Annotated in this window: 19 protein-coding genes; 13 read left to right on the plus strand and 6 right to left on the minus strand. The window is 67.6% G+C overall.

The genetic code is table 11. From position 1 onward, the window contains the following. Nucleotides 1-88 precede the first annotated feature (88 nt). The gene (locus EPD82_RS07415) at nt 89-1,312 is read right to left on the minus strand and encodes a CaiB/BaiF CoA transferase family protein (protein ID WP_141056287.1); all 1,224 of its coding nucleotides are present in this window, start codon (nt 1,310-1,312) and stop codon (nt 89-91) included. A gap of 17 nt (nt 1,313-1,329) precedes the next feature. Continuing rightward, nucleotides 1,330-2,517, minus strand: a complete 1,188-nt coding sequence (locus EPD82_RS07420) for an acyl-CoA dehydrogenase (protein WP_141056288.1) — start codon at nt 2,515-2,517, stop codon at nt 1,330-1,332. A gap of 119 nt (nt 2,518-2,636) precedes the next feature. Between EPD82_RS07420 and EPD82_RS07425 the strand changes: the two genes are divergently transcribed. The 5 genes from EPD82_RS07425 to EPD82_RS07445 are packed head-to-tail and all read left to right on the plus strand — an operon-like array spanning nt 2,637 to nt 6,640. Next, the gene (locus EPD82_RS07425) at nt 2,637-3,572 is read left to right on the plus strand and encodes a LysR family transcriptional regulator (protein ID WP_141056289.1); all 936 of its coding nucleotides are present in this window, start codon (nt 2,637-2,639) and stop codon (nt 3,570-3,572) included. A 55-nt stretch (nt 3,573-3,627) separates the two neighbouring features. Next, nucleotides 3,628-4,347 (plus strand): dienelactone hydrolase family protein, encoded by a 720-nt coding sequence (locus EPD82_RS07430; protein ID WP_141056290.1) that lies wholly within the window; start codon nt 3,628-3,630, stop codon nt 4,345-4,347. 3 nt (nt 4,348-4,350) lie between these two features. Then, entirely contained in the window at nt 4,351-5,271 is a 921-nt protein-coding gene (locus tag EPD82_RS12265) for an MlaD family protein (protein WP_141056291.1), read from the plus strand. A 38-nt stretch (nt 5,272-5,309) separates the two neighbouring features. Further along, nucleotides 5,310-5,927, plus strand: a complete 618-nt coding sequence (locus EPD82_RS07440) for an ABC-type transport auxiliary lipoprotein family protein (protein ID WP_170210805.1) — start codon at nt 5,310-5,312, stop codon at nt 5,925-5,927. Beyond that, nucleotides 5,924-6,640: a uracil-DNA glycosylase family protein gene (locus EPD82_RS07445; protein WP_055423335.1), complete on the plus strand. Its 717-nt coding sequence runs from the start codon at nt 5,924-5,926 to the stop codon at nt 6,638-6,640. The genes EPD82_RS07440 and EPD82_RS07445 overlap by 4 nt, the downstream gene beginning before the upstream one ends. Before the next feature lie 40 nt (nt 6,641-6,680). On the opposite strand, the gene EPD82_RS07450 is transcribed toward EPD82_RS07445, so the two are convergent. Then, a complete protein-coding gene (locus tag EPD82_RS07450; protein WP_198289012.1) occupies nt 6,681-7,793 on the minus strand; it encodes a C40 family peptidase in 1,113 nt (370 codons plus the stop codon). Nucleotides 7,794-7,830: 37 nt separating this feature from the next. Here EPD82_RS07450 and EPD82_RS07455 point away from each other — a divergent pair, with 37 nt between their 5' ends. Beyond that, nucleotides 7,831-8,436, plus strand: a complete 606-nt coding sequence (locus EPD82_RS07455) for a UbiX family flavin prenyltransferase (RefSeq protein ID WP_055423333.1) — start codon at nt 7,831-7,833, stop codon at nt 8,434-8,436. Between the two features lie 3 nt (nt 8,437-8,439). Here EPD82_RS07455 and ptsP read toward each other — a convergent pair whose 3' ends face one another. Continuing rightward, complete coding sequence (ptsP, locus tag EPD82_RS07460; protein WP_055423402.1) at nt 8,440-10,182, minus strand: phosphoenolpyruvate--protein phosphotransferase; 1,743 nt, start codon at nt 10,180-10,182, stop codon at nt 8,440-8,442. Between the two features lie 13 nt (nt 10,183-10,195). Beyond that, nucleotides 10,196-10,465 carry an HPr family phosphocarrier protein gene (locus tag EPD82_RS07465; protein ID WP_055423332.1) on the minus strand — a complete coding sequence of 90 codons (270 nt, stop codon included), beginning with the start codon at nt 10,463-10,465 and terminating at the stop codon, nt 10,196-10,198. A gap of 117 nt (nt 10,466-10,582) precedes the next feature. Here EPD82_RS07465 and EPD82_RS07470 point away from each other — a divergent pair, with 117 nt between their 5' ends. The 7 genes from EPD82_RS07470 (at nt 10,583) to EPD82_RS07500 (ending at nt 17,001) form a co-directional block, all read left to right on the plus strand. Next, on the plus strand, nt 10,583-11,365 hold the full coding sequence (locus EPD82_RS07470) for an alpha/beta fold hydrolase (protein WP_055423331.1): 783 nt from the start codon (nt 10,583-10,585) through the stop codon (nt 11,363-11,365). Beyond that, nucleotides 11,362-11,820, plus strand: coding sequence for an NfeD family protein (locus EPD82_RS07475; protein WP_055423330.1), 459 nt, complete (start codon nt 11,362-11,364; stop codon nt 11,818-11,820). Before EPD82_RS07470 ends, EPD82_RS07475 begins: the two co-directional genes overlap by 4 nt. Before the next feature lie 28 nt (nt 11,821-11,848). Next, nucleotides 11,849-12,706 carry an SPFH domain-containing protein gene (locus EPD82_RS07480; RefSeq protein ID WP_055423329.1) on the plus strand — a complete coding sequence of 286 codons (858 nt, stop codon included), beginning with the start codon at nt 11,849-11,851 and terminating at the stop codon, nt 12,704-12,706. A 68-nt stretch (nt 12,707-12,774) separates the two neighbouring features. Beyond that, entirely contained in the window at nt 12,775-14,697 is a 1,923-nt protein-coding gene (gene mnmG / locus EPD82_RS07485) for a tRNA uridine-5-carboxymethylaminomethyl(34) synthesis enzyme MnmG (protein WP_141056293.1), read from the plus strand. Beyond that, nucleotides 14,694-15,362: a 16S rRNA (guanine(527)-N(7))-methyltransferase RsmG gene (gene rsmG / locus EPD82_RS07490; RefSeq protein WP_055423327.1), complete on the plus strand. Its 669-nt coding sequence runs from the start codon at nt 14,694-14,696 to the stop codon at nt 15,360-15,362. The genes mnmG and rsmG overlap by 4 nt, the downstream gene beginning before the upstream one ends. Further along, nucleotides 15,362-16,153 carry a ParA family protein gene (locus tag EPD82_RS07495; RefSeq protein WP_055423326.1) on the plus strand — a complete coding sequence of 264 codons (792 nt, stop codon included), beginning with the start codon at nt 15,362-15,364 and terminating at the stop codon, nt 16,151-16,153. Before rsmG ends, EPD82_RS07495 begins: the two co-directional genes overlap by 1 nt. Continuing rightward, complete coding sequence (locus EPD82_RS07500; protein ID WP_055423325.1) at nt 16,153-17,001, plus strand: ParB/RepB/Spo0J family partition protein; 849 nt, start codon at nt 16,153-16,155, stop codon at nt 16,999-17,001. Before EPD82_RS07495 ends, EPD82_RS07500 begins: the two co-directional genes overlap by 1 nt. 4 nt (nt 17,002-17,005) lie before the next feature. On the opposite strand, the gene EPD82_RS07505 is transcribed toward EPD82_RS07500, so the two are convergent. Next, nucleotides 17,006-18,841, minus strand: coding sequence for a sigma-54-dependent Fis family transcriptional regulator (locus EPD82_RS07505; protein WP_206202236.1), 1,836 nt, complete (start codon nt 18,839-18,841; stop codon nt 17,006-17,008). Nucleotides 18,842-18,877: the final 36 nt, after the last annotated feature.

The raw sequence follows: 18,877 nt of genomic DNA on the forward strand, positions 1-18,877 counted from the left end.
GGCTGCTCCTACAAGTGTAGGTGATACCGCCGGGATTTGCCATGGAACAGAGATCTCCCTGCGGGCAGACGATTTTTTCACCAATCCTTCAGACGACCCCCTTCGCCCGCAGTGCGGCCACTTCTGCTTCGTCCATCCCGAGCACCTCGCGCAGGACTTCGGCGGTGTGCTCACCCAGGAGCGGTGGAGCGCCGCGGTAGGCGGGGGGCGTGGCCGACAGGCGCATGGGGTTGGCGACCTGAGGCACCTCGCCGAGCCGCTCGTGGGGCAGGCGCAGCGCCATGTCGCGGGCGCGTACCTGAGGGTCGGCGAAGACCCGGGAGAGGGGGTTGATGGGGCCGCAGGGGACTCCGGCCCGCTCCAGTGCGGCGATCCAGGCGTCGGTGCTGCGCGTGCGGGTGAGCTCCTGCAGGCGCGGGATCAGCTCGGCGCGGTGGGCCACGCGCGCCGGGTTGGTGGCATAGCGCGGGTCGGCCGCGAGTTCCGGCACCCCTGCTTCGGCACAGAAACGGGCGAATTGACCATCGTTGCCGATCGCCAGGATCATCCAGCCGTCGGCGGTGGGAAAATCCTGGTAGGGGACGATGTTGGGGTGCGCATTGCCCAGCCGCGGAGGATCCTGGCCGGTGGTGAGGTAGTTGAGCGCCTGATTGGCGAGGCAGGCGACCTGCACGTCGAGGAGCGCCATGTCGATGTACTGGCCGCGGCCACTGCGTTCGCGCCAGGCAAGCGCGGCGAGGATGGCATTGGCGGCGTAGAGCCCCGTGAGGATGTCGGTGAGCGCCACGCCCACTTTCATCGGCCCGCCGCCGGGTTCGTGATCGGGGCGGCCCGTGATGCTCATCAAACCGCCCATGCCCTGGATGAGGAAATCGTACCCCGCCCGGGGCGCGTAGGGGCCGGTCTGGCCGAAGCCGGTGATGGAGCAATACACGAGGCGGGGATTGCGCGCCGAGAGGCTGGCGTAATCCAGGCCGTAGCGGGCGAGCGCTCCCACCTTGAAGTTTTCGATGACGACGTCGGCCGTCTCGGCCAGGCGTCGGATGATCTCCTGGCCTTCGGGACGGGTGAGATCGACGGTGAGCGAGCGCTTGTTGCGGTTCGCGCACAGGAAGTAGGCGGCCACCGCTTCTTCCTCCTCGCCCTGCCCTTTCCACCACGGCGGGCCCCAGGTACGGGTGTCGTCGCCGCTTCCGGGTTTTTCGATCTTGATGACGTCGGCACCCAGATCGGCGAGCAGCTGGCTCGCCCAGGGGCCGGCCAGCACGCGCGAGAGATCGAGCACGCGCAGGTGGGAGAGGGCCTGGTCCATCGTCGCGATTCCCCGGCTCAGTTGGCAAAGGCGGCGATGCCGGTGATGGCACGGCCGAGGATGAGGGCGTGGATGTCGTGCGTGCCCTCGTAGGTGTTGACCACTTCGAGGTTGACGAGGTGGCGCGCCACGCAGTATTCGTCGCTGATGCCGTTGCCGCCGAGCATGTCGCGGGCGGTGCGGGCGATGTCGAGCGCCTTGCCGCAGGAATTGCGCTTGACGATGGAGGTGAGTTCGACGGCCGCGATGCCTTCGTCCTTCATCCGGCCGATGCGCAGCACCGTCTGCAGCCCCAGGGCGATCTCGGTGCACATGTCGGCGAGCTTTTTCTGGATGAGCTGGTTGGCGGCGAGCGGTCGGCCGAACTGCTTGCGTTCGAGCACGTAGTTGCGGGCGGTTTCATAACAGGCTTGAGCCGCGCCCAGCGCACCCCAGGCGATGCCGAAGCGGGCGGAGTTCAGGCAGGTGAAGGGGCCCTTGAGGCCGCGGACTTCGGGAAAGGCGTTTTCTTCGGGAACGAAGACTTCGTCCATGACGATTTCGCCGGTGATCGAGGCGCGCAGTCCCACTTTGCCGTGAATGACCGGCGCCGAGAGCCCCTTCCAGCCCTTCTCGAGGATGAAACCGCGGATCTGCCCCTCGTCGTCCTTGGCCCAGACGACGAAGACGTCGGCGATGGGGCTGTTGGTGATCCACATCTTGTTGCCCGACAGCAGATAGCCGCCCTCGACGCGGCGCGCGCGGCTTTCCATGCTGCCGGGGTCGGAGCCGTGGTTGGGCTCGGTGAGCCCGAAGCAACCGATCCATTCGCCGCGGGCGAGTTTGGGCAGGTACTTGCGCTTTTGCGCTTCGGTGCCGAATTCGTGGATGGGGACCATCACGAGCGAGCTCTGCACGCTCATCATCGAACGGAAACCCGAGTCGACGTATTCGATTTCGCGGGCGATGAGCCCGTAGGCGACGTAGTTGAGTCCCGCACCACCGTATTCTTCGGGGATGGTGGGGCCGAGCAGGCCGAGTTCGCCCATCTCGCGGAAGATCGCCGGGTCGGTGTGTTCGTGGCGGAAGGCATGCTGGGCGCGGGGCTGGAGTTTTTCCTGGGCGTAGGCGCGGGCGGTGTCGCGCACGAGGCGTTCCGTTTCGGTGAGCTGGGTGTCGAGCAGCAGCGGGTCTTGCCAGTCGAATGCGGCGCGGGGGGAGGGCATGGCGATCTCCTTCGGTGGGGTAGATGTGATGTTTCGGTATGGTATAAAGGGAATCTTCTGCCGGCAAGCGCTTTTTATGCATCGACCGGTGCGTTTTGCTCACTTCGCGGCATTGGGGTATGCGCAAGAGAATCCCTTCGACGATGGCGCTGACGGCGTTCGAGGCGGCGGCGCGCCATGAGAGTTTCACCCGGGCGGCCGAGGAATTGGCCCTGACGCAGAGTGCCGTCTGCCGCCAGATCGGGGCGCTGGAAGACTTTCTGGGGGTGGCGCTGTTTCGGCGGACGCGGCGCGGGGTGCAACTCACGGAAGCCGGCCGGGCCTACAGCCGGCAGGTGGCGCTGCGGCTCGAGGCGCTGGAGCGCGACACGCTGGCGGTGATGTCCGGCCAAGGGGCGGGAACGTTGGAGCTCGCCGTGGTGCCCACCTTCTCCACCCGCTGGCTGCTGCCTCGCCTGGGCGCGTTTCGCGCGCTCCATCCCGAGGTGGTGATCCACATGGAGACGCGCACCCGCCCTTTCCTCTTCGCCGATACGCCGTTCGATGCAGCGATCTATTTCGGCGAAGCGGGGTGGCCGGGGACGGAAGCGCATTTCCTGATGCCGGAATTCCCCGTGCCGGTGTGCAGCCCGTCATTACCGGGGGCAAGGCCGGATCTTTCCCCTCAAGAGGTGGCTCGTCTGCCGTTGCTGCAGCAGAGCACCCGTCCCTATGCCTGGCGGCAGTGGTTCGAGGCCGCGGGCATGCGGGTGGCGCACGACCTGTCGGGGATGCGGCTCGAATTGTTCTCGATGCTGGCCCAGGCGGCGATCGAACGCATGGGCGTGGCGCTCATTCCTCCGTTTCTCATCGAACGGGAACTCGCCGCGGGCGATCTGATGATCCCCTGCAATCGAAGCTTTGTGAGCCGCCGGGCCTATTATCTGATCGTGCCCGAGCGCAAAGCCGAACGTCAGGCACTAGCGGTGTTCCGCCAGTGGTTGGTCGAAGAGGCGGGACGCAGCCACGAAGCGGTCCGGGACGCGGCGGTGGCCGGCGGCGCGGGGCGGTGCTAAGATATGCCGAGGGCCATCCGGCCCATGAGGATTTCCTGCCCTGAGGAGGAACGAGATGGCGATACGTACGCGTTTGGTGGAATACACGCACGAAGGAACGACGCTCGAAGGCTTCCTGGCCTGGGACGACGCCATCGTCGGCAAGCGGCCGGCCGTGGCCGTGGCGCATGCCTGGGCCGGGCGTACCGCCTTCGAGTGCGAGAAGGCGCGCCAGCTCGCGATGATGGGCTACGTCGGCTTTGCCGTGGACCTGTACGGCAAGGGGGTGCTCGGCAAGAGCAAGGAAGAGAACGCGAAGCTGATGGCCCCCTTCGTCGAGAATCGCGCGAAGCTGCAGGGGCGTATCGCCCAGGCGATCGAGACCCTGCGGGCGCAACCCGAAGTCGATGCCGAAAAAATTGCGGCGATCGGCTTCTGTTTCGGCGGGCTCACGGTGCTCGATCTGGCGCGCACTGGGGCCGACGTGCGTGGGGTGGCGAGTTTCCACGGCCTCTTCACGCCGCCGGGCAATACCGCGGGCAAGAAGATCAAGGCCAAGGTGCTGGCGCTGCACGGCTGGGACGATCCCATGGTGCCGCCGAACATGGTGGTGGACTTCGCCAAGGAAATGACGGAAGCCGGCGCCGACTGGCAGCTGCATGCCTTTGGCAACACCATGCACGCCTTTACCCTGCCCGAGGCGAACGACCCGTCCTTTGGGACGGTTTATGAGCCCAAAGCCGATGCGCGCTCGTGGGCGATCCTGCGCGAGTTCCTGCACGAGATCTTCGCATGAGGCGTGCGCCGCGGCGCTGACCAGACGGTGGAATCGCGCGTCCCTTATGTGATCGTCGGCGTGTTCGTCGTCGTGGCGCTCACGGCCCTGGCCGGTTTAGGCCTGTGGCTGGGCGCCGACGTCGATACCCGCCGCTATCTGCCCTACCGGGTGCTGACCACCGAGTCGGTGACCGGCATCAATCGTGGCAGTTTCGTGCGTTACCGCGGTGTCGTCGTCGGACGGGTGAAGGGGGTCACGCTCGTCGATTCCGAGCGCGTGGCGATCGACCTCGACATCGTCGAAGGCACGCCGATCAAGACCGACACCAAGGCGACGATCTCCAGCCAAGGCCTGACGGGCTTGTCGTACATCGAATTGTCCGGCGGCTCGGTCGAGGCGCCGCCCCTGCTGCCGGGGCCGGACGGCACGCCGGCGGTGATCACCGCGGCGCCTTCGCTGATGCGCCGGCTGGACGTGGCGCTGTCGCAGAATCTGGAGCAGGTGGCGGGGGTGATGCAGCAGCTGCACAAGCTCCTCTCCGACGACAACCTCGCCAACCTCACGGCGACGATGGCCGACGCGCGCCGTTTCATGGCTGCGCTCGCCGCCCAGGAGAAACGCATCGATGCGCTGGCCGCTTCCCTCGAGAAGGCGGCAGCGCAGGCACCGGAACTGGCCGCCGACGGGCGCCGGACCTTGCGCGAGGCACAGGCGCTTCTGGCGGAGCTGCAGCGCACGGCTGCGGCCCTGCGAGAGGCCACGGTGGCGGCGCAGGGAGAATTGCAGGCGGCGCGCCGCGGGCTGCAACCGGAGGCGGAGGCGGCGCTGCAACGCTTGGAGGCGTCGATGGCCCGGCTGGAGCGCTTGAGCGCTTCGCTCGAGGAGCGGCCGCAGCGTCTGCTGTGGGGCGATCCGCCGGAACGGCCAGGGCCAGGGGAGTGAGCACGATGAGCGTAAGGGCGGTTGCGACGATAGGGGTCGTGAGCTTGGCGTTGGGCGCTTGCGCCATGGGCCAGCAAGGGTCTTCGCAGGCGCCGGCGCGGCTGTCGCTGGAGGCGGCGGCACGCACGGCTGGGCAAGGAGGAGAGGCCTCCGCCCCGCCGCAGGCCTCTTCGTCCCTGACGGTGCAAGTGAGCGCGCCGTGGGTGGCGCCGGCCTTCGCCGGAGAGCGCATCGCCTACCGGCGCGAGCCGCTGCGCCTGGAGTATTACACCCTTAGCCGCTGGGCGGAGCCGCCGCAGGAGGCCGTGGCGGCGGTACTCACGCGCCGCCTCGAGGAAAGCGGCGCATTTCGCGTGGTGCTGCCGCCGCAGGCGCGTCTGTCGGCCGATCGGCGGCTCGCCGTCGACCTAGAGCTCTTGGAAGAACGGGTTCCGCCGGTCGGACCTGCCCCTTACGGCGAAGCGGAGGTGGCGCTGCGGGCGCGCTGGGTGCAGACGAGCGACGGTCGGGTACTGGCGAGCAAGCGCTTCGCCGCCACGGCGCCCGTGACCCAGCCGAACGCCGAAGGGGCGGTGGCAGCGCTCGGGGAGGCGCTCGCGCGCGTGAGCGAAGAGGTCGCGCGCTGGACGTTGGCCGTGGAGGCGCAAGGGCGATGAGCGCCGGGGCACTGGTGGCAGCGGCGCGCCGCTTGCACGAGCGCACGGCGGCGCTCGAGTTCGGCCCGCCGGTGACGCACGTCTATGCCCCGCTCGACTACGCCTGGGCGGTGCACGAGCAATACCTGAGCCGCTATGGTGAAGGGCCCAAGCGCGTGCTTTTCCTCGGCATGAATCCCGGGCCGTTCGGCATGGTACAGACGGGGGTGCCGTTTGGCGAGATCGCGGCGGTGCGCGACTGGCTGGGACTGGATGCGCCGATCGTGCGCCCGGTGCGCGAACACCCGCAGCGCCCCATCGAAGGCTGGGCCTGCCGGCGATCCGAAGTCTCGGGGGCGAGGCTGTGGGGGCTTTTCCGCGAGCGCTTCGGCACTGCGGCAGCCTTTTTCACCGAACATTTCGTGGCGAATTACTGCCCGCTTGCCTTCTTTGCCGGCACGCGCAACTTCACGCCGGACAAACTGCCCGCCGCGGCGCGCACGGCGCTGCTCGCGGCCTGCGACGCGCATTTGCGCGAAGTGGTCGAAGCCTTGAGGCCGCAATGGGTGATCGGGGTGGGCGCCTGGGCGGAGCAGCGTGCGCGGGAAGCGCTCGAGGATCTGCCGGTTCGCATTGCCCGTATCCTGCACCCGAGCCCGGCGAGCCCGGCGGCCAATCGCGGCTGGGCCGAGCAGGCGCGGGAGACGCTGACCGAACTGGACGTGTGGCGCTAGGGGCGATCCGTCTCCTTGGCCGCCCTTTGCGATGCGGCTCTCAGCGACCGGCCTGAGCGACTCGGGTAGGAGCCTTGGACTTGGCTTTGTCGTTGTCTTTGGCTTGGGCTTTGGCCTGAACGCCGTGCGGTGCCGCGGCAGGCTTCTCGTTCTTCGCCTGAACCACGGGTTTGGCGGGCGGCTTGCCGCTGGCCTTGGCGGTCTGTACGGTGTTCTTCCCCACCGGGGAGCGTGACGCGGGCGTTCGGCTCGCCGTCTGCGTGTGGACCGTAGGCGTGGCGCGCCCCTGAGCCGTGGGTGCCGCGGTTTTGCGGGTTTTGTCGTTGCGTGCGACGACGCGGTTGGCCGAGGGAGCCGCTTTGGCGGGCTTGGCCTTGCTGCTGCCCCCCTTGTTGGGTGCGACGCCGGCCGCGAGCAGAGGAGCGGCCGCGGCGGCCGCCGTTTCGAGGGAATCTTTGCCGTGGGAAGAAGGAGTTTCCTGGCTTTCTTCCTTGGCGGCGAGTTCGAGCGGCGCGTGGCTCATGCCGCCGACGCGACCTCCGGCGATGAAGCGCTCGCGCCAGTAGTCCTGCTCGAGCGTGTCGATGGAGACGGTGCGGCCGCGCCGAGGGGCGTGGATGAAACGGCCGTTACCGAGGTAGATGGCGACGTGGTTGATCGAGCGGCTGCGGCGCCCGGTCTTGAAGAAGAGGAGATCGCCTGGCTGAAGCTCGCTGCGCGAGACCCGTTCCGTGGCGTTGTACATGTCGCTGGAGGTGCGCGGCAGGTCGATGCCGACGCTGGAAAACGAATATTTGACGAAACCGCTGCAATCGAGGCCTTCTTCAGGGAGGTCCCCTCCGTTGCGGTAAGGTGTTCCCTGCAAGGAGAGGGCGGTCTCCAGTGCCCGAGCCATGCGACCGGGTTTGACGTCGGCGCTCAGGGTATAGTCGGGACTGCGGTAGATGGGGGCAGAGAGAAAGACGTCGAGCGCGTCTTCCGCTGCCTCTTCGTCTTCTTCCTGGGTGGCGATCTCGTTGCCGCTGGTTAGGGCATACTGAGAAGAATCATCGGGGCGTGTTGCTTGTTGGGTGAGGGTGCAGGCGCTCAGCAGACCGAACGCCATCGCCAGAAGGCTCAGCCGCCACAAGGGCTGGGTCACTGGTGTCGGCATGGCAGACCCTCCGACCAGAAAAGGATAATTGCCAATTATGCAACGAAACGTACGAGATGCAAACCTCGCCCGCTCCCCGTCGCGGCTGGTGGTGGCGGTGACCGGCGCTTCTGGTAGCGCCTTGGCGCTGGAACTGCTGCGCTGGCTGCGCGAGGCGACCGATTGGGAACTGCACGTGGTGGTGTCGGCAGCGGCGCTGCGTACCGCCCGGCTCGAACTGGGCGTCGGGCGCGAGGCATTCGCGGCGCTCGCCGATGCGATGTACGCGAACAAGGACATCGGCGCATCGATCGCCTCGGGTTCGTTCGCCACGCTCGGCATGGTAGTGATCCCTTGTTCGATGAACACCTTGGCGGCGATCGCCCACGGTCTGGGGGACACCCTGATCGCACGGGCGGCGGACGTGACGCTCAAGGAGCGCCGGCGCTTGGTTCTGGTGCCGCGCGAGACGCCCTTGAACCTCATTCACCTACGCAACATGACGGCGGTGACCGAGGCGGGTGCGGTGGTGGCCCCGCCCGTGCCGGCGTTCTATCTGGGGGAACTCACGCCGCAGCGGCTGGTACAGCAGATCGCCATGCGGGTGGCTTCGCTCTTCGGCGTGGCACCGGCGCCGTGGGCGCAATGGACGGGCGAAGAGTGAGGCTCAGGCGGCGGGCAGGGCGGCGTTGAGTTTTTCGAACGCCTCGCGCAGCCGCGCCGGCTCGTCGAGCTTGAGCAGGCGCTGCACCTTGGGAGTGAGTTCGTTGATGTCGGCATGAAGCAGGCGCTGCTTCACGCCGAGCACCCGCTCGGGGTGCATGGAAAATTGCCGCAGACCCATACCGAGGAAGAGCCAGGTGTATTCGGCGTGGCCGGCGAGCTCCCCGCACAGGGATACGGGCAGGCCGTTCTTGGCGCCGAACTGGATAGTACCGGCGATGAGCCGCAGTACGGCCGGATGCAGCGGGTCGTAGAGATCGGCCACGGCATCGTCCTGCCGGTCGATGGCCAAGGTGTACTGGATGAGGTCGTTGGTGCCGATGGAGAGGAATTGCACGCGCTTGAGGAAGATACCAGGCGCGAGCGCCGCGGCCGGGATTTCGACCATGGCGCCGAGTTCGACGTCTTCGGCGAATTTCTTCCCTTCGCGCTGCAGCTGTTCCTTGGCGCGGGCAAGCAGCTGCAGTGTCTGGTCGATTTCGTGGGCGTGCGCCACCATGGGCAGCAGGATCTTGAGCTTGCCGTGCACCGAAGCGCGTAGCAGCGCCCTCAGCTGGGTGAGGAAAAACGTGGGCTCGGCGAGGCAATAGCGGATGGCCCGCAACCCCAGGGCGGGATTGGGCTGCACGCGCGAGGTGTTCGGCTCGAAATCCTTGTCGCCGCCCAGATCGAAGGTGCGGATGGTGACCGGCTTGCCTTTCATGCTCTTGAGCACGTCGCGATAGGCTTCGTACTGTTCGTCTTCGCTCGGCCGATCGAGCCGGTCGAGGAAGAGGAATTCGGTGCGGTAGAGCCCAATGCCATCGGCGTTGACGCGCTGCACGAGCTCGAGGTCGCTCGGTGTCTCGATGTTGCACAAGAGCTCGATCGGTGTGCCATCGAGCGTGACGGTGGGGGCGTCTTTCAGGCGGGCGAGCCGCGTGCGCGAGATCTCCAGCTCGGCCTTGCGCAGGCGGTATTCCTCGACGATGCTGGGATGGGGATTGACGATGGCCACGCCCCGCGCGCCGTCGATGATGACGAGATCGTCTTCTTCGAGGAGCTGGCGCGCGAGCCGCACACCCACCACCGCCGGCAGCTGCAGGCTGCGCGCGACGATGGCGGTGTGGGAGGTAGGGCCGCCGACGTCGGTGAGAAAGCCGGCGATGTGCTGGCCGCGAAAACCGATGGTATCGGCCGGCGAGAGGTCGTGCGCCACGACGATGGTGGGCAGATCGTCGCGCCGCGGTTTCGGCGGGCGCGCCAGCCCCAGCAGTTCCTTGAGGAGCCGCTCGACGATCTGGATGACGTCGGCGCGACGCTCACGCAAGTAAGGGTCTTCGATGGTGTCGAACTGCTCGAGCAGCGTGTCGAGCTGCTGGGTGAGGGCCCATTCGGCGTTGATGTGCTGCTGGCGGATGCGATCGCAGGCGGCTTCGATGAGCAGCGGGTCTTCGAGCATCATCGCCTGCAGGTCGAGAAAGGCGTTCAGTTCGGCCGAGGCCTGGCTCGCGGCGGTGGTGGCCTTGAGCGCGGCCAGTTCGGCCTTGATCGCGGCGGCGGCGGCACGCAGCCGGGCGCATTCGTCCTCGACGCGGTTCTCGGGGATTTCGTAATGGCTGACTTCGAGCAGGGCGTGCGAGACGAGGTGCACCCGGCCGATGGCGATGCCGCTCGAGACGGCGAGCCCGTGCAGCGCGAAGGAGATGCCGCCCAAGGGCTCACTCCTCCTCGCCGAAGCGGTTGCCAATGAGCTCGACGATGGCCTGCAAGGCTTCGTCGGCCCGCTCGCCCTCGGTTTCGATCTCGATCTTGCTGCCTTTGGCGGCGGCAAGCATCATCACGCCCATGATGCTCTTGGCGTTGACCCGTCGCCCGTTGCGGCTGATCCAGATCTGGCAGGGAAACTGGCTGGCGAGCTCGGTGAGCTTGGCCGAGGCCCGCGCGTGCAGTCCGAGCTTGTTGATGATTTCGACTTCGGCCTTGGGCATGGTGGTAGCGCCGGGAAAGGAGTCTGCATTTTAGCGAATCTGCGGGGGAAAGGGTTTCTTTTCGTGGAAAGCAGGGTAATGCTAGACTGCGCAAAACGGATGGAAGGAAAGGAGACCATGGCATTCGTCGAGATCGATGGAATTGCGCTGGAATACGAATGGTGGCGGCCGCAGGATGCCGCTGCGGCGGCTTCGCCCGTGGTGTTGCTGCACGAGGCCCTGGGCTCGGTGTCGATCTGGCGCGATTTCCCGCAGCGGCTGGCCGCTGCCCTGCGCCGTCCCGTGATGGCGTACTCGCGCCAGGGCTATGGGCGCAGCGGCCGGGAGGATCGTCCGCGCGGGGTGGATTACCTGCACCGCGAGGCCTTGCATTGGCTGCCGCGGGTGCTGTCGGCGTTGGAGATCGAGCATCCGGTGCTCGTGGGGCACAGCGACGGGGCTTCGATCGCGTTGATCTGCGCCGCTTCCGGTTTGGCACCGCGGCCAGAGGCGGCGGTGCTGATCGCGCCGCACGTCGAGGTGGAACCCGAGGCGATCGCCGGCATCGAGGCGGCCGACCGGCTGTGGCGCACGACCGACTGGCCGCAGCGCCTGGCGCGGCATCAGCCCGATCCGCAGCGCGTGTTCGCCGCTTGGCGTGATACCTGGCGCTCGCCTGAGTTTCGTGCGTGGAACATCGAGGCGGAGATCCCGAAAATCGCCTGTCCGGTGCTGGCGGTGCAGGGTGACCGGGACGAATACGCGACCTTGGCCCAGATCGAGAAGATCGCACGGGGCGCGCCTCGCGGGAAGATGGCGGTATTGCCGCAGTGCGGCCACAGCCCGCATCGGGAGCGACCTGAGGCGCTGATCGCGCTGATTGCCGACTTCCTCCACCAGCTCGACGAGGAACGTACATGAACGGCTGGCCTGCCTGGGTGTGGCTGGTGCTGGGCGTGCTCCTGATGCTCGCCGAGCTGGTGGTGCCTTCTTTCTTCATTTTCTGGTTCGGCTTGGCCGCCTGTGGCGTGGCCGCCGTAGTGGCGATCCTGCCGCAGAGTTCGCTACTTCTGGAGCTCGGTCTCTGGCTGGTCGCTTCCCTGCTGCTCGTGACGGCGTGGTTTGGCTGGCTGGAACCGCGCCGGCGGCGCTCGCGCATCGGGGCTTCCGACGCGGCGGTGGGGGAGATCGGCTGGGTGAGCGAGGCGATCGAGCCGCAGCGGCGAGGAAAAGTGCGGTTCCAGCGGCCGGTTCTCGGGGCGGAAGAATGGCCGGCCTTGGCCGACGAGCCGATCGGCGAAGGCGAGCGGGTGCGGGTGGTGGCGGTCGAAGGGCAGATGGTGAAAGTGGCGCGGCTGCGTCAGGGGCGATCTTGAGGGATGCTTTTTTGCGGGAGGTGGGGAAATGAACGCGAGTCTGGTCGTCGTCGGCGTCTTGCTGCTCTTCGTGGTCGTCACGATCGCCAAGGGGGTGCGTATCGTGCCGCAGGGGGAAGAGTGGATCGTGGAGCGTCTGGGGAAATACCGGACCACCCTGCGGCCCGGGCTCAACATCGTCATCCCGTACTTCGATCGCATCGCCTATAAGCTGGTGACGAAGGATCTCATCCTCGACATCAAGGAACAGGAGGTGATCACGCGCGACAACGCCGTGATCGTCACCAATGCGGTGGCCTTCGTCAAGGTCACCGATCCGGTGAAGGCCGCCTATGGCGTGACGAATTTCGCCGTGGCGATCGAAAACCTCATCATGACGACGCTGCGCTCGATCATCGGCGAGATGGAGCTCGACGAAGCGCTCTCCTCGCGCGAGAAGATCAAGGTGCGGCTGCGTGAATCCATCGTCGATGAGGCGATCGACTGGGGGCTGACGGTGAAGTCGGTGGAAATCCAGGACATTCGTCCTTCCCCGTCCATGCAGCAGGCAATGGAACAGCAGGCCGCCGCCGAGCGCGAGCGCAAGGCCATGGTCACGCGCGCCGAAGGCGAGAAACAGGCGGCCATCCTGGAAGCCGAGGCGCGGCTGGAGGCGGCCAAGCGCGACGCCAACGCCCAGGTGATGCTGGCGCAGGCTTCCGCCGAGGCGCTGCGCCGGGTGGGCGAGGCGGTGGGACCGGATTCCGCCGCCCTGTGGTATCTGCTGGGCGAGAAGTACGTCGCCTCGCTTGAGCGCCTCGCCGCCGGAGAGAACGCCAAGTTCCTCGTCCTGCCGGCCGATCTGCCCCAGGCGGTGGCGGGGCTCTTCGCCCGCGGGGGGCATTGAACCCTTTGCTGGTCTTCGGCGTCGAAAACGCCTAAAATCAAAAGTTTCTCCTCGACCATCGCAAGCCCATGATTTTTCCTGAACGCTTCGACGTCATCGTCGTCGGCGGCGGCCACGCCGGCACCGAGGCGGCGCTGGCCGCGGCGCGCGCCGGTGCGCGCACGCTGCTGCTCACCCACAACCTCGACACCCTGGGGCAGATGAGCTGCAACCCCTCCATCGGCGGCATCGGCAAGGGGCATCTCGTCAAGGAAGTCGACGCGTTGGGCGGGGCGATGGCGCTCGCCACGGACGAAGCCGGTATCCAGTTTCGTACGCTCAATGCGAGCAAGGGGCCGGCGGTGCGCGCCACCCGCGCCCAGGCCGATCGCGTGCTCTATCGCAAGGCGATCCGCAAGCGCCTGGAGAACCAGCCCAACCTGTGGCTCTTCCAGCAGGCGGTCGACGACCTGCTGGTGCAGGGCGATCGCGTGCTGGGCGTGGTCACCCAGCTGGGTATCCGCTTCGAGGCGCCAGCCGTGGTGCTCACTACCGGCACTTTCTTGAATGGCCTCGTGCACGTGGGACTGTCGCGCTACACGGCCGGGCGGGCGGGCGATCCGGCTTCCGTGTCGCTCGCGCAGCGGCTCGCCGAGCTGGGCTTACCCAAGGGGCGCCTGAAGACCGGCACGCCGCCGCGGCTCGATGCGCGCACCATCGACTTCTCCCGCTGCACCGTGCAGCCGGGCGACGATCCCGAGCCGGTGTTCAGCTTCCTCGGCTCGCGCGCCATGCATCCGCCGCAGCGCCCCTGCTGGATCACGCGCACCAACGCGCGCACGCACGAGATCATCCGTCGCAACCTCGATCGCTCGCCCCTCTACGCCGGCGTGATCGAGGGGGTGGGGCCGCGCTATTGTCCCTCGATCGAGGACAAGATCCACCGCTTCGCCGACAAGGATGGACACAACGTCTTCCTCGAACCCGAGGGGCTGGAGACGAACGAGATCTACCCCAATGGCGTATCCACGTCGCTGCCTTTCGACGTGCAGATCGAGATGCTGCGCACCATCCCGGGGCTGGAGCGGGTGCACGTGCTGCGCCCAGGCTACGCCATCGAATACGACTACTACGATCCGCGCCACCTCAAGCACAGCCTCGAGACCAAGCATTTCCACGGGCTTTTCTTCGCCGGGCAGATCAACGGCACCACCGGCTACGAAGAAGCCGCCGCGCAGGGCTTGCTCGCCGGGGTCAATGCGGCGCGCTTCGTCTTCGGCCATGAGCCGTGGTGGCCGCGGCGCGACGAGGCCTATCTCGGCGTGCTCGTCGATGATCTCGTCACCAAGGGCGTGAGCGAACCCTACCGCATGTTCACCTCGCGCGCGGAGTTTCGCTTGCAACTGCGTGAGGACAACGCCGACCTGCGGCTCACCGAGATCGGGCGTCGCCTGGGGCTGGTCGATGATCTGCGCTGGACGGCGTTCTGCCGCAAGCGCGAGGCAATCGAGCGCGAGACCACGCGTCTGCAGGCAAGCCGCGTCGTGCCGGCCCGGCTCTCCCCGGACGAGGCGCAGGCGTTCGCGCGCGTGCTGGGTGCGCCGCTCGAGCGCGAGGCGAGCTTCTTCGACCTGTTGCGCCGCCCCGGCGTGCGCTACGAGGAACTCATGACCCTGCCAGGGGCGCCGGAGCTGCCCGAGTGCGACCCGGCGGTGATCGAGCAGCTCGAGATCGCCGCCAAGTACCACGGCTACCTCGCGCGCCAGCACACCGAGGTCGAGCGGCTCAAGGCCGCCGAGGCGCTGCGCATTCCGCCGGGGATCGACTATTCCCGCATCCCGGGGCTGTCGCGCGAGATCCAGCAGAAACTCGCCCAGCACGCGCCCGAGACGCTGGGGCAGGCAAGTCGCATCCAGGGCGTGACCCCGGCGGCGATCGCCATCCTGCTCGTGTGGCTGCGCCGTGGCGAACCCGCGCCGCAGGTCGAAGTGGCGCCGGAGGGCATCGAGTGAGCCCTCGCGCTCCCTCGTCCCAGGACGAAGCCGCGGCGCGCGCCCTGCTCGAAGAGGGTGTCGCCGTGCTCGGGCTTTCCTTGCCTGCGACGACGCTGGAGGCGCTGTGGCGCTACGCTGGCCTACTGGTGAAGTGGAATCGCGTCTATAACCTCACGGCCATCACGCGGCTTGAGGAAGTGGTCACGCACCACCTGCTCGATGCGCTCGCCGTCTGGCCCTGGGTGCGGCAGGAAAGGGTGCTTGTCGACGTCGGCTCCGGCGCGGGACTACCGGGCATCGTGCTCGCGCTCGCGGCGCAGGCCGAGGGGCGGCCGCTCGAAGTGCATTCGCTCGATGCGGTGGCGAAGAAGATCGCCTTTCAGCGTCAGGTGGCGATCGAATTGGGACTGAAAGGCTTCCATCCCTGGCACGAACGCATCGAGCGCTGGCAGCCACCGGCGCCGATCTCGGGTATCATCTCGCGGGCATTCGCGCGCTTCGATGAATTCATCGCCCTCACACGCCACCTCCTGCCGCCGGGCGGACGCTGGTACGCCATGAAAGGACCGCGCCATGAAGAAGAGCTCGCCGGCTTGCCGGAAGATGTGGCGGTTCGGGTCGTGCCGCTCGAAGTGCCGGGGCTTGCCGAGGCGCGCCATCTCGTGATCGGGGAACTTCGCTGATGGGCCACGTGTTTTGCATCGCCAACCAGAAAGGCGGGGTCGGCAAGACCACGACCAGCGTCAACCTTGCCGCGGCGCTCGCCCGGCGGGGGCACCGCGTGCTGCTCGTCGACCTCGACCCACAGGGTAACGCCACCATGGGCAGTGGCATCGACAAGCGCACGCTCGAGCGCTCCGTCTATCAGGTGCTGGTCGGGTTATCGGGCCTGGAAGAGGCAACGTTACGCTCCGAATCCGGCGGCTACGACGTACTGCCGGCCAATCGGGAACTGGCCGGCGCCGAAGTGGAGCTCGTCGACTTGCCTCGGCGTGAATTCCGCCTGCGCGATGCGCTCGCCGCCGCCCCTTCCACCTATGATTTCGTGCTCATCGATTGTCCGCCCTCGCTTTCCTTGCTCACGCTCAATGCGCTCACCTGCGCCCACGGCGTGATCATTCCGATGCAGTGCGAATACTACGCGCTGGAGGGCTTGTCGGATCTGGCCAACACCATCAAGCGCGTGCATGCCAACCTCAACCGGGACCTGCGCATCGTTGGGCTGCTGCGGGTGATGTTCGATCCGCGCGTGACGCTGCAGCAGCAGGTCTCGGAGGAAGTGCAGCGCCATTTCGGCGAGAAAGTCTTCGCGACGGTGATTCCGCGCAACGTGCGCCTGGCCGAGGCGCCGAGCCACGGTATGCCCGGGGTCGTCTTCGATCCCCGCTCTCGGGGCGCCCTCGCCTACCTCGAGTTCGCCGCCGAGCTGGAGCGGCGCCTGGGCGTGGCCGCTCCGCTCGCGGAGGCGCACTGATGGCAGCGGGCAAGCGCAAGGGGCTGGGGCGCGGGCTGGACGCACTGCTGGGCGCGCCGACGGCGGTGGAAGAGGCGCTGCGCAGCCTCGACATCGACTGCATCGACCCCGGCCGCTACCAGCCGCGCACGCGCATGGACCCTCAGGCGCTGGAAGAACTCGCCGCCTCGATCCGCGCCCAGGGCGTGATGCAGCCGCTGCTGGTGCGCCCCGTGGGCGAGCGCTACGAGCTCATCGCCGGCGAGCGGCGCTGGCGTGCCGCCCGCATGGCGGGTCTGCTGGAAGTGCCCTGTCTCGTGCGCGAGATCCCGGACGAGGCGGCGCTGGCGATGTCCCTCATCGAGAACCTCCAGCGTGAAGACCTCAACCCCATCGAAGAAGCTCAAGGGCTGCAGCGGCTCATCGACGAATTCGGCATGACCCACCAGCAGGCGGCCGAGGCCGTCGGGCGCAGCCGCTCGGCGGTCACCAACCTGCTGCGCCTGCTGCAACTGGCCGAGCCGGTGCGCGAGCTGCTGATGGAGGGGGCGCTCGAAATGGGCCACGCCCGGGCGCTGCTCGCGCTTGCCGTGCCGCAACAGGTGGAACTCGCCCGCCGCGCTGCGGCGCAGGGCTGGTCGGTGCGCCAGACCGAGCGCGCCGTGCAGGCGCTGCTTTCTCCGCCCGCGCCCAAACCCGAAGCGGTGAAAGACCCCGACTGGCGGCGGCTGGAAGAGGCGCTTTCCGAACACTTCGGCGCGCCAGTCCTCATCAAGCGCCGCCGCGACGGGCGCGGCACGCTCGAGATCGCCTTCGCCGACGACGACACGCTCGAGGGCCTGCTCGAACGCCTGGGCGTGCGGGCCTGAACGGTCAACCCGCCGCTTGCGCGGGGGTGCTGCCCATCTCGCGCAATTTGCGGTAGAGCGTGGCGCGGCTGATGCCCAGGCGCCTTGCCGCCGCCGTGCGGTTGCCGCGGCTTGCGACGAGCGCCCGCTCGATCGCGGCGCGCGACAGGGTTGCCAGTTCCAATGTCTCTTCCTGCCCTTGCGGCAGGGAGGGGGACATGCTGGTCCGTTGCTTCAGCGCCGCCGCGAGCCCCTCGGGCAGCGCCTCCCAGCCGATCACCATTTCTTCCTCATCCACCAGGGCTGCGGCCACGCGCAGCGCCTGCGCCAGTTCCCGCACGTTGCCCGGCCAGGAATGGGCCGCGAACGCGGCGGCCACCTCGGGCGCGAGCCTCAGGTCCCGGTCCGGCGCGCAGGCGCGCAGGATGCGCTCCACCAGCACGGGTAGATCGCTGCGCTCGCGCAGCGGCGGCAGGGTCAGCGTCAGGCCCGCCAGCCGATAGTAGAGATCGGCGCGGAATCGCCCCGCCTCGACTTCTGCCGGCAGGTCGCGGTGCGTGGCCGCGATGAGCGCAAACTCGACGCGCACCGGTTTTCCGCCCAGTGGCACGACCTCCTTCGTCTCCAGCACCCGCAGCAGTCGCCCCTGCAGCGCGAGCGGCATGTCGCCGATCTCGTCGAGAAAGAGCGTGCCGCCGTGCGCCTCGCGGATGCGCCCGAGGCTCCCCTCGCGGCGCGCGCCGGTATAGGCGCCGGGGGCATAGCCGAAGAGCTCGGCCTCGATGAGCGCTTCCGGTAACGCAGCGCAATTGACCGCTACGAACGGTTTGTCGCGCCGCGGCGAGCTGCGATGGAGGGCTTGGGCGAAGAGTTCCTTGCCCACGCCGCTCTCGCCGCGCAGCAGGATGGGGATGTCCTTGTCGAGCACCCGACGGGCCTGGGCGATGACCCGGCGCAGCGCCTCGTCGCCGGTGTCGAGCTCGGCCAAGGCATCGTTGGCCGGTGCAGGATCGGCGCGGCGGATCACGACGCGCGCGCGGCGTCCTTCGAAGCGCGCATAGAGGGGATTGCCCTGCGGATCGTACAGCAGCACCGGTTCGTCGCCGCGCGGCACGGGGGCGGCGCGGCGGAAGAGCCGTTCCAGTGGCACCGCACCAAGCTCCTCGTGCCGTAGAGAAAAAAGGCGGCGGGCAGCGGAATTGGCTGCCACCACGCGACCGTCGTCGTCCACGCAGACGATGGCGTCATCGACGAAGCTGCCCAGGGCGTGCGCATCGCGATGCAAATGGATGCGCAGACCGCGGTGGCGGGCAACGATGGCGTGGTTCTCGATCAGGCGCACCGCCGTATCGACCAGGGCGCGGGTGTGTGGATGGTGGTCGTGCCAGTCGCAGGAGACGTCGAGCACCGCCACCAAGCGGCCAGTGCCGTCGAAGATGGGGGCGGCGGTGCAGGCGAGAAATTCGTTGCAGCTCAGATAATGCTCCGGCCCCAGCACCTCGACCGGAGCCCCTTCGGCGATCGCCGTACCCACGGCGTTGGTGCCGCGCACGCCTTCGTGCCAGATCGCACCGCGGGCCAGGTGGACCCGTTGCGCGCGTTCGAGGAAAGACGAATTTCCCTCCGCCTCTACGATCAAACCCTGTGTGTCGGCGACGACGAGTACGCTGCGACTCGTGTCGAAGCCGCCGAAAACACCCTCCAATACTGGACGGGCAAGCCGTAGCCATTCCTCGACCGACTGGCGAGCCTGCTCGAGGATGAGTGTTTCTACTACACCTTCTTCGGGAGGCAGGAGACGCTCGGCTGCTACATGGTGCTCACGGCAGCGTTTCCACGAGTGTAGGATGGGTGTCGCCAAGGGAAGGGCGGGAAGTTCACCTCGTTCGACAAAGAT

Source organism: Tepidiphilus succinatimandens, assembly GCF_006503695.1.
Lineage (GTDB): Bacteria > Pseudomonadota > Gammaproteobacteria > Burkholderiales > Rhodocyclaceae > Tepidiphilus > Tepidiphilus succinatimandens.